General features: G+C 67.8%; 12 protein-coding genes. 2 read left to right on the top strand and 10 right to left on the bottom strand.

Going from position 1 to position 12872, the window contains the following annotated elements; genetic code table 11:
- Window positions 1-106: 106 nt before the first annotated feature.
- The gene (locus ACE039_RS30325) at window positions 107-1150 is read left to right on the top strand and encodes a LacI family DNA-binding transcriptional regulator (protein WP_485824192.1); all 1044 of its coding nucleotides are present in this window, start codon (window positions 107-109) and stop codon (window positions 1148-1150) included.
- Between the two features lie 32 nt (window positions 1151-1182).
- Here the strand turns inward: ACE039_RS30325 and ACE039_RS30320 are convergent, their stop codons facing one another.
- The 8 genes from ACE039_RS30320 to ACE039_RS30285 are packed head-to-tail and all read right to left on the bottom strand — an operon-like array spanning window position 1183 to window position 8974.
- Window positions 1183-2202 (bottom strand): ABC transporter ATP-binding protein, encoded by a 1020-nt coding sequence (locus ACE039_RS30320; protein WP_485824191.1) that lies wholly within the window; start codon window positions 2200-2202, stop codon window positions 1183-1185.
- Window positions 2199-3218: an ABC transporter ATP-binding protein gene (locus ACE039_RS30315; protein ID WP_105559965.1), complete on the bottom strand. Its 1020-nt coding sequence runs from the start codon at window positions 3216-3218 to the stop codon at window positions 2199-2201. Before ACE039_RS30315 ends, ACE039_RS30320 begins: the two co-directional genes overlap by 4 nt.
- On the bottom strand, window positions 3215-4087 hold the full coding sequence (locus ACE039_RS30310; protein ID WP_105559964.1) for an ABC transporter permease: 873 nt from the start codon (window positions 4085-4087) through the stop codon (window positions 3215-3217). The genes ACE039_RS30315 and ACE039_RS30310 overlap by 4 nt, the downstream gene beginning before the upstream one ends.
- Window positions 4084-5025 (bottom strand): ABC transporter permease, encoded by a 942-nt coding sequence (locus ACE039_RS30305; RefSeq protein ID WP_485824190.1) that lies wholly within the window; start codon window positions 5023-5025, stop codon window positions 4084-4086. The genes ACE039_RS30310 and ACE039_RS30305 overlap by 4 nt, the downstream gene beginning before the upstream one ends.
- A complete protein-coding gene (locus ACE039_RS30300; RefSeq protein WP_448710757.1) occupies window positions 5022-6176 on the bottom strand; it encodes an NAD(P)/FAD-dependent oxidoreductase in 1155 nt (384 codons plus the stop codon). Before ACE039_RS30300 ends, ACE039_RS30305 begins: the two co-directional genes overlap by 4 nt.
- Complete coding sequence (locus ACE039_RS30295) at window positions 6173-7573, bottom strand: FAD-dependent oxidoreductase (RefSeq protein WP_485824189.1); 1401 nt, start codon at window positions 7571-7573, stop codon at window positions 6173-6175. The genes ACE039_RS30300 and ACE039_RS30295 overlap by 4 nt, the downstream gene beginning before the upstream one ends.
- On the bottom strand, window positions 7570-7866 hold the full coding sequence (locus ACE039_RS30290; RefSeq protein WP_105559960.1) for a (2Fe-2S)-binding protein: 297 nt from the start codon (window positions 7864-7866) through the stop codon (window positions 7570-7572). Before ACE039_RS30290 ends, ACE039_RS30295 begins: the two co-directional genes overlap by 4 nt.
- Window positions 7847-8974 (bottom strand): NAD(P)/FAD-dependent oxidoreductase, encoded by a 1128-nt coding sequence (locus tag ACE039_RS30285; protein WP_199196947.1) that lies wholly within the window; start codon window positions 8972-8974, stop codon window positions 7847-7849. Before ACE039_RS30285 ends, ACE039_RS30290 begins: the two co-directional genes overlap by 20 nt.
- An 82-nt stretch (window positions 8975-9056) precedes the next feature.
- On the opposite strand from ACE039_RS30285, the gene ACE039_RS30280 reads away from it, so the two are divergent.
- Window positions 9057-9974 (top strand): LysR family transcriptional regulator, encoded by a 918-nt coding sequence (locus tag ACE039_RS30280; RefSeq protein WP_310033631.1) that lies wholly within the window; start codon window positions 9057-9059, stop codon window positions 9972-9974.
- Window positions 9975-9989: 15 nt separating this feature from the next.
- On the opposite strand, the gene ACE039_RS30275 is transcribed toward ACE039_RS30280, so the two are convergent.
- Together ACE039_RS30275 and ACE039_RS30270 are read right to left on the bottom strand one after the other, a co-directional pair.
- Window positions 9990-11555, bottom strand: a complete 1566-nt coding sequence (locus ACE039_RS30275) for an ABC transporter substrate-binding protein (protein ID WP_485824188.1) — start codon at window positions 11553-11555, stop codon at window positions 9990-9992.
- Between the two features lie 339 nt (window positions 11556-11894).
- Window positions 11895-12872: MFS transporter (locus ACE039_RS30270; protein WP_485824187.1), on the bottom strand; the 978-nt coding region annotated here is incomplete at its 5' end.

Below are 12872 nucleotides of genomic sequence, written 5' to 3'. Positions count from 1 at the left end.
GGTTGCGCAATGCTAAGGGCTCCAAACCCAAAAATCGACTCAGTGAAAACCCTAGGTTGCCGGGATACTCCCTGCCGCGCTATTTCCGCGTGTATTCTCCAGCCCCATGAATAGATCGCGCCCTGTCACGCTGCAAAGCCTGGCGCGGCAGCTCGGTTTGAACGTTTCAACCGTGTCCCGGGTCCTGAACGGATCCGCAGACGATGCGCGCGGCGCAGCGGCCCCGGACACGGTGAAACGCATCCGCGCGCTGGCCGCCGAATTGCAGTACCAGACCAACCCCCATGCGGCCAGCCTGAAAACGCGCCGCAGCCGCACGATCGGCGTGCTGGTGCCCCGGCTGTCGGACATGGTGCTGGCCACCATTTACGAAGGCATCGACGAGGCCGCCGCCGAACACGGCTACCTGACCTTCGTGTCCAACACGCAAGACGAGCCGGACAAGCAGCGCAAACTGATCGACATGGCGTTGGCGCGCCGCGTCGATGGCCTGATCTTGGGCGATGCGCACAGCGCGCCCGCGAATGCGCCGCCCAACCCGCTATTAGCCGAACTGGCCCAACGCGACGTGCCCTTCGTGCTGGTCAGCCGCCATGCCGACCACCATTGCGCGGTCACCTGCGATGACCTGGAAGGCGGCCGACTGGCGGCCAAACACTTGCTTGACATGGGCCATCGGCGCATTGCCGTGATGGTGGGCGAACCGTTCGCCAGCACGGGCCGCGACCGCTCCGACGGCTTCTTCAGTTACTGCGCCCAGCACGGCGTGGACGTGCCCGCGCACTGGCGCATCGAAAGCCCGTTCGACACGGACGCGGGCCGCGACATCGGCGCCGGGCTCCTGTCGCCCGCCGCCCGCCCCACCGCGATCTTCGCCGTCAACGACTTCCTGGCCGTCGGCGTCATGGGCGCCGCCCGCGAGCAGGGCCTGGAAGCCGGCCGCGACGTCGCCATCGTCGGCTACAACGACACGCCGCTGGCGGGCGCGCTGCCCATCGGCCTGACCACGATCCATTCGCCCATGCACGAGATGGGCCGGATGGGCCTGGAGCTGCTGTTGCAGAAGCTGGCGGGCGGCCAGCCCGACAGCGTGCGGCTGGCGCCCCATCTGGTCGTGCGCGACAGCAGCAAGCGCCGCATCGCGGGCTGAGGCCGGCGCGCGGCCCGAACATAAGCGGCGGTTCAGGCCTGGACGCAGGGCCCGGCTGAGGCGTGAGCCATGGCCGCGGCCTCGTCGACCAGCGGGTGGAAACAGGCCGCTGACCGGCCCCCGCCCAGGGACGCAAGCGGCGGCACGCGCTGGGCGCAATCCGCCTGGACCCGCGCGCAACGTGGATGAAACGTGCAGCCGGGCGGCAAGTGCGTGGGCGCGGGAATCTCGCCTTCGATCTTGAGCAAGCGGATGCGCGCCGCCGGGTCAGGCACGGGCGAAGAATCCCGCAAGACGCGGCTGTACGGATGCAAGGGACGGTCCAGCACCTGCGCGGTGGGCCCGTGCTCGATGATGCGGCCCAGGTACATCACGCTGACCGTGTCGCAAAAGTGGCGCACCACGCCCAGATCATGCGAGACGAACACGAACGACAGGCCGCGATCCCGCTTCAGGCGTTCCATCAGCTGCAGGATCTGCGCCTGGACCGACACATCCAGCGCCGACACGGGCTCGTCCGCCACGATCAGTTCCGGGTCCAGCACCAATGCGCGGGCGATGCCGATACGCTGGCGCTGGCCTCCCGAGAACTCGTGCGGATAGCGGTCCAGCGCCGACACCGGCAATCCCACTTCGCCAATGGCCTGTTCCACCTTGGCGGCGATCTGCCTCGCATCGCCCAGCTTGTGGACGACCAGCGGTTCGGACAGCGCCTGGCGAACGCTGCGCCGCGGGTTAAGCGACGCATAGGGATCCTGGAACACGATCTGGATGCGGCGGCGCAATGCGCGCATGGCGGAGGCGCCGGCCTTCCGGACGTCCAACCCGTCGAACACGATGCTGCCCTCGTCGGGTTCGATCAACCGCAACAAGGTGCGCGCCACGGTCGATTTTCCGCAGCCCGATTCTCCGACCAGGCCCAGCGACTGTCCCCGCGCGACGCTGAACGACACGTCGTTCACCGCCCGCACCACCTGTTTTTCGCCGCCCAACCAGCCGCCGCCGCTCTCAAAGCGCTTGACCAGGTTGCGGACTTGCAGAAGATCGCTCATGCCTTGCCTCCATGCGGTTCGGCGCGCACCACGCAACGCACCTGGTGAGACGGGCCGATGCGGGTCAGCGCGGGCCGTTCGGCCTCGCACCGCGCCTCCTTCAGACGGCAGCGCGGCGCGAAGGCACAGCCTTTCGGCATCGCGGTAATGGCCGGCACCCCGCCCGGAATGGATTCCAGCACCGCGCTATCGGCATCCACACGCGGCATCGCGCGCAGCAGCGCCTCGGTATAGGGGTGCGTGGGCCGTGCAAAAAGCGTCTGCACATCCGCGGTCTCGACGACTTCACCGGCGTACATCACCGCGACGCGGTCGGCGATCTGCGCCACCACGCCCAGGTTGTGCGTAATGAACAGCACCGCCATGCCATGCGCGGCCTTCAAATCAGACAGCAGCGTGAGGATCTGCGCCTGAATCGTGACATCCAGGGCCGTGGTCGGCTCGTCGGCCAGCAGCACCCGGGGCTTGCATGCCAAAGCCATCGCGATCATGACGCGCTGGCGCATGCCGCCCGAGAACTGGTGCGGATAGTCGCCAAAGCGCTTGGCGGCGGCCGGAATCTTCACTTCTTCCAGCACGGCCAGCGCCAGCCGGCGCGCCTCTGCCCACGGCAGCCGACGGTGCTGGCGAATGGCCTCGGCAATCTGGTCGCCCACCGTCATCGTGGGGTTCAGCGACGTCATCGGCTCCTGGAAGATCATGGCGATGGATTCGCCGCGCAGTTTCATCATCTGCTTTTCGGACAGCGCGGCCAGGTCGGCGCCATCCAGCAGGATCTGCCCGCCGCCATGGCGGGCGCCCGCTTCCGGCAGCAGGCGCAACACCGACAAGGCCGTCACGCTTTTGCCGCTGCCGGATTCGCCGACCACCGCCAACGTTTCATTGCGCCCCACTTGCAGCGACACGTCGCGCACGGCGGCGTGCCAGGCGCCGCCCACGCGGAACTCCGTGCGCAGGTCGCGAAGTTCCAGCACGGGGGCCTGAGAGCCAGAGAGAGGGTTCGGGTGAGGATTCATGAACGCTCCGAACGCAGCTTGGGATCAATGGCGTCGCGCAGGGCATCGCCCAGCAGGTTCAGCGCCAAAACGGTCAACAGGATGGCAACGCTGGGGAATACCGTCAGCCACCAGGCGTCCAGGATGTTCTCGAACCCTTCGCGGATCATGCTGCCCCATGTGGCTGCGGGGGGTGGCACGCCCAGGCCGATGAAGCTCAAGGACGCCTCGGTGCGGATGGCCGAGGCCATCCACAGCGACCCCAGCACCACCACGTCCGACACCATGTTGGGCAGGATGTGCACGCCCATCAGGCGCAACGGGCCATAGCCCAGCGCCCTGCCCGCTTCGACGAAATCGCGTTGTTTCAAGGCGATGGTGGGCGCGCGCGCCACCCGAACGAACGGCGCGATTTCGGTGATGGCGATGGCAATGATCAGGTTTTCCAGGCTGGCGCCGAGCATGGCGGCCACCATCAGGCCCAGCAGCAAGGTGGGAAAGGACAGCAGGACGTCGACCAGGCCCATGATGAGCTGGTCGACCAGGCCGCCCAGATAGCCCGCCAGGATGCCCAGCGCCGAGCCGATGCACATGGCGATCAGGATGGCGACAAAACCCACCAGCAGCGACACGCGGGCGCCGTAGACCAGGCGCGACAGCACGTCGCGCCCGTAGCTGTCGGTGCCCAGCCAGAACTCCGCAGAGGGCGGCTCCAGCCGATACGCGATGTTCTGCTGCAAGGGATCGTGGGGTGCCAGCCACGGCGCGAACACGGCGGCCAGCACGATCACGAGCAGCAGCCCAAGGCCGATCCACGACAGCCGGTTCTTGGCCAATGCCTGCCACAAGGCATTGGGACGGGACGAGGGGATAGCGGCGACAGCGCTCATTTGTATTTCACCCTGGGGTCGACCAGCCCGTACACCAGGTCGGTCAGCAGATTGACGACGATCACACATGACGCGAACACCACCATCAGCCCTTGCAGCAGCGTGTAGTCGCGGCTGTTGAGCGCGCCCAGGATCAGCTTGCCCAGGCCCGGCCGGTTGAACACGATTTCGGTCAGCACCGAGTTGCCGATCAGCGTTCCGAAGTACAGGCCCACCACGGTCACGATGGGAATAAGCGCATTGCGCAACCCATGACGCAGGATCAGGCGCATTGGCCGCACGCCTTTGGCCCGCGCGGTGCGCACGTAGTCTTCGCCCATCACGCCCAGCATCGACGACCGGGTGACACGCATCACGTACGCCATCATGATCAGGCCCAGGTTGAAAGCGGGCAGCGCCAGCCCGCGCAATTGCGACGTCCAGTCGCCCGCGCCGACGGCGCCGATGACGGGAAACCAGCGCAACTGGATGGCAAACACCAACAGCATCAGGATGGCGGACACGAAAGCCGGAAAGGACAGCCCCGTAAGCGACAGCAGGCGGCCCAGGTAGTCCGGCCAGGCATTGCGGCGCAGCGCCGCCCAGATGCCCATGGGCAGGCCGAACGCCACGCCGATCACGATGGCCGCCGCCGTCAGTTGCAGCGTCCAGGGCAGCACCAGCGACACCTCCTGCAGCACGGTGCGGCCGCTGGCCATGGACACGCCGAAATTGCCCGTGAGCATGTCGCCCAGAAAGCGCAGGTACTGCACGTGCGTGGGCAGATCCAGCCCCAGGCGCAAACGCAGCGCCGCCAGGGCTTCGGCGCTGGCCTGATCGCCCAGCATCACCGCGGCCGGATCGCCCGGCACCAGCCGCACCAGGATGAAGACGGCTGTCAACATGGCCAGCAGCGTCGGGACGGCCAGCAGCAGGCGCTTGATGGCGTAGCGCATCATGATGAATGCTCCGAAGCGGATGGCGCGGCGCCCTTCACCCGCATCAGGCGCTGCGCCTGCAGGTTGCCGATGGCGCGGCCGGTTTTTCCATGGACCACCAGGTCGGTCAGCGCGGCGCCAACCACGGGCACCAGCTCGAAGCCGTGGCCCGAAAAGCCAAATGCGTGGAACACCCCCGGCGCATTGGGCGATGGGCCGACGATCGGCAGCATGTCGTCCGTTTTCGCTTCCAGGCCCGCCCACACCCGGACGATGCGAATGTCGCGCACCGCCGGGAACAGATCCGTGGCGGCATGCGCGCCTTTGGCCAGCACCCGCATGCGCGCCGTGGACGTTTCACGGTCCAGATCGGGGATGCCCTGCAGGCCGCCCCCGATCACCAGCGTGCCCTGGTCCGACTGCTTGAACGACAGCGATCGGCCCATGATGGCCACCACGGGTTTGATGAAAGGTCGCAAGCGCTCGCTGACCATCATCATGGACGACTTGGTCGCCAGCGGGATGTCGTCGCCCACCATGGCGGCGATGCGGGCGGACCACGCGCCGGCCGCGTTGACCACATACGGCGCGGTCCAGGCCCCGGCGTCGGTCTGCGCGCGCCAATCCTGGCCCACGCGCGCCAAGCCGGTCACGCCACAGTGTTCAATGATCGTCACGCCGGCCGCTTCGGCGCTGTGCCGAAATGCGCGCAATGCGCGGTGCGGGTCGGCCGCGCCGTCGCGCCGCGCGATCGATGCGCCCAGGCAATGGTGGCTGAGTTCCGGCAACAGCCGCCGCAGCTCGTCCGGGCCGATCAGTTCTTCGTGCGTGTAGCCACTGGCGCGCAACCCGTCGACGCGGGTCCGCAGCGCGGCAAGCGCGGCAGGCGTTTCGGCCACGCATATCTGTCCGTTGGCATGAAAGCCGCAGTCGTCGCCGACCAGCGAAGCCATGTCGTGCCACATGTCCATCGCCTCCAATGACAGGTCCAGTTCGCCCAGGTCGCGGTTCAACGTGCGCACGCCGGCGGCCGTGGCGCCCGACGCGTGCCGTCCAACCCAATGACGTTCGATCACCACGACGCGTTTGCCTTGGCGCGCCATCTGCAACGCGGCCGACAGGCCGTGCAGGCCGCCGCCGACCACGATCACATCGCAAGTGCGCGCGCTCATGGTTGCGCTTCCTCGATGTCGAGCGACGCCAGCTCGCCCAGCGTCAACGGCTTGAGCGGCGGGCGGATGCGATAGAACCCGACTTCGGCCACCGGCCGCTTCTGTTCCGCCGCGAGGATATGCGCGATCGTGTAGCCGCACTGGCGGCCCTGGCACGGGCCCATGCCGGCGCGCGTATAGGACTTGATTTGATTGGGTCCGGGCTGGCCGATGGCCGCCGCCTTGCGGATGTCGCCCGCCGTCAGCTCTTCGCAGCGGCACACGATGGTGTCGTCAGGCGGGGAAAAAATGCCTGGCCGTGGCGGATACATGGCATCCAGCATGGGGCGCAGGCGCAGCAGCGACGCCAGCTTGCCGCGCAACGGCGCGGCTCTCGCCGCGGCAGCCTGCGGCGTCAGCCGGCCCGCTGCCGCCGCCACGCCAACCGCGACCAGCTCGCCGCGCACGCAAGCGGCTTGCGCGCCACCGATGCCCGCCCCGTCTCCCGCCACGTAGACGCCCTGGCGGCTGGTCTGGCCCCATTCGTCCAGGTCCGGCGCCAGGCAGGACTGCTGCGCGTTCCAGGAATGGTCGCATTCCAGCGCGCGGGTCATGTGGATGGACGGCACCACGCCTTCGTGCGAGAGCAGCACGCTGGCCGGCGCGCGCGCCGTGCTGCCGTCGGCATCGGTGTACTGCACTTCCTGCAAACGCCCTTCGCCCAGCGCGCGCACCGCCGTGACGCCGCGCACGCGCTTGACGCCCGCGGCCTTGATCTCGCGCAGCCACGCCAGCCCCTTGGCGATGTCGGCCCGTCCCGCCAGCGCCGCGCCGGCCCAAGGCAGCGCCCGGCGCCATCCGCCCGGCGGCGAGGTGTCCAGCCAGCCGGCGATCTTGCCGCCTGCGCGCAACAGCTGCGCCATGTAGAGCAACGGCAACGGCCCGCTACCCACAACCCACACCGGCTCCGCCGGCACCTGGCGCGACGTCTTCAACAGGATCTGCGCCGCCCCCACGGTCAAGACGCCCGGCAAGGTCCAGCCCGGAAACGGCGCGGGCCGCTCCTGCGCGCCCATCGCCAGCACAATGCGGTCAGCGCGCACTGCCTCGGCCTGCCCTGCCTGCGTCATGTAGACATGCCAGCCCGGCTCGACCTGCCAGACCTGCGTCTGCGGCTGATAAATTGCGCCGCTGTCGCGGAACGCGCGCGCCAGCGCCGCGCCCGCTCGGTACTCACTGCCCAGCAGCTTGCCCGCCGGCGTGTCCGCCACGGCCTCGACCGCCCGCCAGATCTGGCCGCCAGGGGCGGGCTGCTCGTCCACCACCAGCACCGACAAGCCCTGGCCGCGCAGGCCGATGGCCGCGCTCATGCCGGCCGGGCCGGCGCCAATCACCACGACATCGAATTCGCGCTTCATGGCAAGACGCTCCGGCGGCCGAACTGGCGCTCGACGCACATGCCGTCGCGCACCGTGACCAGACAGGTCTGGGTGGAGGCCACGCCATCCACGATAGCCAGGCAGTCGAAGCACACGCCCATCATGCAATACGGCGCGCGCGGGCTTTCCAGCACGGGGGTGCTGCGGGTGGCCGGCGTTTGCTGCCGCAGCAACACCGCCGCCACGGTCTCGCCGGCTTCGGCGGCGACGGACTGGCCGTCTATCGTGAGTGTCAGCGCGGGCGCGCCGGACTCATGCAGCTTTCTGAACATTGAAACGCTCATGGTGAAAGGCATCCAAGGGATCTAGCGGCGCGCCGCCGGCCAATGCGCGGGCATAGGGCCCGGCATGGAATGAAGCCAGCGTCACGCCCGAGTGGCACAGCGCGATATCCACGCCGGGGTGAAGAGGAGAACTTGCGTAGACGGGGCACCCGTCGGGTGTCATGATCCGCAGGCACGACCATTGCCGCACCAGCCTGGCCCGCGCCAGATCGGGCAGGATGCGCAACGCGTTGCGCGTCATGCGCACCGCGGCCGACGACGTGGTGCCCAGGTCGTACCCGACCTCTTCCTGCGTCAGCCCAACCATGACGGTGCCTTCGGCGGTCTGGCGGATGCCGCTGGCGGGTATCGGCAACAGGGGCGCCAGCCGTTCGGTGACAAGGATCTGGCCGCGCTGCGGCCGCAATGGCACGTCCAGCCCGACCATCGCCCCCAAGGCGACCGAGCCCAATCCCGCAGCGATCACCACGCGTTCGGCGCGCGCCTGGAAGCCGCCCGCCCCCACGGAGAATCCGCCGCCGGGCAACGGATCGATGGCGGTGACGGCATGACGGTTAAGCAGGGTTCCGCCGCGTTTCAAGAACGCGGTTTGCAGCGCGGCCAGAAGCCGCAGCGGATTGACGTGGCCATCGAGCCCGCCGATGCTGGCGCCCGCCACGTCGGCGCCAAGGCGCATCGACGGAAAGCGGCGCAGCAGCTCGCCGCGATCCAGCAACTGCGTACAGGGCGCCAGCTCCGGCGCCTGCGCATGCCAGGCGGCAAGGCGCGCCGCGCGGGCGGAAAGTTCGGCATCGCCCAGGCAGAAATGCAGCCCGCCCCGGCGCTCGTAGGCAAGCGTCATGCCGCTGTCGGCTTCCAGCGCCTGCGCGAAGTCCGGCCACGCCTGCACCGCCAGATGCGACAGGCGTTGGTAGGCGGGGTGGCCATGGCCCTTGCCTTGCAGCCACACCAGGCCGAAGTTGGCCTTGGCCGCGCGGAAATCGGTGTCGGCGCCGTCCAGCATCAGCACGCGCCGCCCGTGTCCCGTCAGCCCGTAGGCGATGGCGGCGCCGACCATGCCGGCGCCCGCCACGATGACGTCGAACTCATGCCGCATGGTGGTTCCTTCTTGTGCGCGCGATGTCGACGCTATAACCTTTGCGACTGCGAACCAAGCTTCCATCCAACCGGGTTATGGCATGAATCAGACGTTGAACTTGCGGCAGATCGAAGCGTTCAAGGCGGTCGTCGAACACGGCACGGCCAGCCAGGCGGCCGTGGCACTGGGCGTGTCGCAGCCGGCCGTCAGCAAATTGCTGTCGCATCTGGAGACGGAAACGGGTCTGGCGCTTTTTGACCGGGTGCGCGGCAAGCTGGCGCTGACCAATCAAGGCATGCGGCTGTACGAAGAGATCGACCGCGTCTTCAGCGGCCTGCGCCAGGTTGAGCAAGCCGTCGATTCCATCCGCCGCGACGAACAGCGCACGCTGAACGTCGGCGTCCTGCCCGCCCTGGCCGGCCCGTTTATCCGCCGCGTGACCATGCAGTTCCTGAAGCGGCATCCCGACGTGCGCGTGTCGATCCAAAGCCGCGGATCGCTGTTCCTGGCGGACTGGCTGGCAACCCGACACATCGACGTGGCGCTGGTGGGCAGCCGCGTCGACAACCCCTACATCGATCGCGAGCCGCTGTTCCAGTACCCGTTGTTCTGCGCCATGCCCACGAATCACGAGCTGACGCGCAAGCGCGTGGTGCGGCCGCGCGATCTGAGCGGCCTGCCCTTCGTCTCCTTCGGAGCCGACAGCCAGACGCAAGAACTGGTGCGCCAGGCGTTCAGCCAGGCGGGTGCCCGGTTGAATGTGGTGCTGGACACCAATACGGCGCCCACGGCCTGCGAATTCGTCGCGGCGGGGCTGGGGGTTTCCTTGATTCATCCGTTGTTCGCCGAAGGGTTGCATAGCCGCATGGTGTTGCGGCGCTTTGATCCGGAGCTGCTGTTCCACTTCCAGTTGTGCCGCGTGCACACCTCGCGCAACGCGGCGCTGGTCGAGGCCTTTGTCGAGGAAGCCCGCGACGTCGCCGCGCAGGTTTCCCGCGAAGTGCTCAAGGGCCAATGACAGCCGGCACGCCGCTCAGGGCGCGCTTACCGTCGTCAGTTCGGTGATGGGAGGTTGCAGGTTCAGCGCGCCCTGCAAGGCGTAGCCATAGTTCACGCGATCCCCGCGCGCCCACACCTGCTTCAGCCCGAACAGGGGAACGGCGCAGACGTCGCCGTGGATCTTCACCTGCGCGTCTTTCCACAAGGCCAGCTGCTTCTGCGCGTCCGGTTCCATGCGGGCCTGACGGATGGCGTCATCGGCCACCGAGCAATGCGAGAAATTCGACATCGCGCCGGGCGCGCCGATCGCGGCGGCCGAATCGTAGAACTCCGTCAGGTACGTATCGGCGTTGGGGAATCGCGCCGCGCCGTAGAACACCAGGCCGCTCAAGTCCTGGCGGCTCTTGGCCTGGTAGGTGGCGTGGTCCACCACTTCCATATTGAGTTTGATGCCGGCCTTGGCCAATTGCGCCTGCACGATTTCCATGATGGGCTGCTGTGCCGAAATGTTCGACACGACGGACTTGACCTCGACGCCGTTGGGATAGCCTGCTTCCGCCAGCAGCTTCTTGGCGCGGTCCACGTCGTAGGCATAAGCGCCCGCGCTGCAGTCTTGGCCCAGATACCCGTTGGGCACCACCGAACAGCCCTTGTCGGCAACGTCCTTGCCTGCGTAGCGCACGATTTCATCCACGTTGATCGCGGCCGCGACGGCCTGGCGCACCTTCAGGTTGTCCAGCGGCTTGACGTTGCGGTTGAGATGCAGCGTGCGGAACTCGGCGGGCTCGAAGATATCGATCTTCATGCCGCGCTTGGCCGACCGTTCGACCCACCGCTGCTCGCGCTTGCCCTGCATCACGTCGATTTCGTTCGACGTGAAAGCCAGCTCGCGCGCGCTGTCCGATGGGATCATGCGGTACAGGATCCCGCCCAGCTTGGGCTTGCCGCGAAAGTACGCGTCGTTGGCCACCAGCTTCACGTACTGCTGGGTGACGTGTTCGCCGAAGGCGAACGGGCCGGTGCCGATGGGGCCGGCGCCGAACTTGTCGCCCAGCTTTTCGGCGGCCTTCTTGCTGACGATGTTGCCGCCGTGATAGTTGGATACGCGGCCCAGGAAGGTCGCGTCGGGGTACTTCAGCGTGAAGCGCACGGTGTAGTCATCCAGCGCTTCGACCTTGTCGATGATGGCGAAGGTGGCGGCGAAGCTGGAACGATTGGGATCGCCCGCGCGTTGGATCGAATAGACCACGTCCTCGGCTTTCAATTCGCCATAGCCGCCATGAAACTGAACGCCGTGGCGCAGGTGGAACGTCCAGACCTTGCTGTCTGCCGAGGCCTCCCAACGTTCGGCCAGATCCGGCTCCAACGCTTTGGGATCGGCGCTGCCCGCCGGAAACTGCACCAGCGCATCGAACATCTGCGCGGCCACCCCTTTGTCGGCGGTGGACGTCGCGCGGTGGGGGTCGAGCGTGGCGTTGTCCGCGGCGCCCGAACTGACGCGCAGCACGGGGCGCTCTTGCGCTTGCGCCGGCGTTGCCAGACCGGTGCTACAGACCGCCAGCAACGCGGCCGCCAGGGCGAGAGGTACAGGACGTTTCATGGCTTCCCTTGTGCGCCGCACGCTGGCGGCATTCGAAGTTTGCAGTCGGAGATACGGCGTGACTGCAGACTAGGATCGGGACACCATGGCGTCAAAGTCCTTCAGGTGCTTGGGCTATTCCCCATGGTTATACGCAGGCGCTTTGCCCCGCCCGCCGCTCAGGGGCGGCGGGCACAGGCTAATGGTTAGTACTGAGAGATGAAAAAACGCATCTCTTCGGGAAAACACCGAGGGCCAGGAGAGACACGGGCGGCTTGACGGCGCACGTTGCCGCGAACATCAGCGGGTAGCGGTCGGCACGGGGAAGATCTTCCGGTGCTTTCCCTGAAATGGCCGGCGCTACCGGCATGTCGAACCGGCATCAGGCGTTCGCCGGGGCTGCCGCCACGCCCATAGCGCGCCCGCCGGCAACAACATGCATGCCGCGGCCAGCCACAGGTTCACGCGCAAGCCCAGCGCATCCACGCTGGGCACGCCCAGCAACGATCCGGCGGCGATACCCAGATTGAACATCGCCACGAACAGGGCCGTGGCGGCCTCGACGGCATCCGGCGCGGCCCGCATCATCCAGGCCTGAAGCGATACCGACACGCCGCCATACGCCAGCCCCCACGCCACCAGCAAGACGCCGCCGGCAAACCGCAGATGCCCGAATCCGGCCAGCAACGCCAACGTCAGCAGCAAGGCTAGCGCGACCATCAGCAACACGCGGCCCGGCTGGCGCGCGGCCGCCGCCCCCGCTACGAAATTGCCGGCCACTCCGGCCGCGCCATAGGCGAACAACAGCGGGCCGATCCACGACTGGCCGAAGCCCGCGTGCGATTGCAGCAGCGGCCGGACGAAGGTGTAGGCCATGAAATGGCCGGCCACGAGGAACAAGGTGACCAGCAGGCCAAGGCGCACCGCGGGATTCGAAAACTGCCCGGCCAGTTGGCGCGCGGACAGGCTGCGCACCGCCGGCAAGGGCGGCAAGGCCAGCCCGATCAGCAACAGCACGGCCGCGCACAGCGCCGCCATCGCGCCGAACGCGGCGCGCCAACCCGCCAGGTCGCCGATGAAGGCGCCCAGCGGCACGCCCAGCACGGACGCCACGGCCACGCCGCCGAAGATGATGGCCGTGGCCATCCCCACCGCCTGCGGCGGGACGATCCTGCCCGCCAGACCGCCGGCAATGGCCCAGATGCCGCCGATGCAGAATCCCACGAGCATCCGCGCCCCCAGGAACCAGGGCATGGACGGCGCCAGCGCGCTGGCCAGATTGGCGGCGGTCAACACGGCCAGCAGGCCGCAAAGCAGCCAACGGCGGTGGGGGGGGGG

The sequence above is a fragment of the Achromobacter maghribensis genome, from assembly GCF_057334215.1.
Note: the sequence above shows the minus strand (reverse complement) of the source record. Positions and strands in the feature narration are given on the sequence as shown.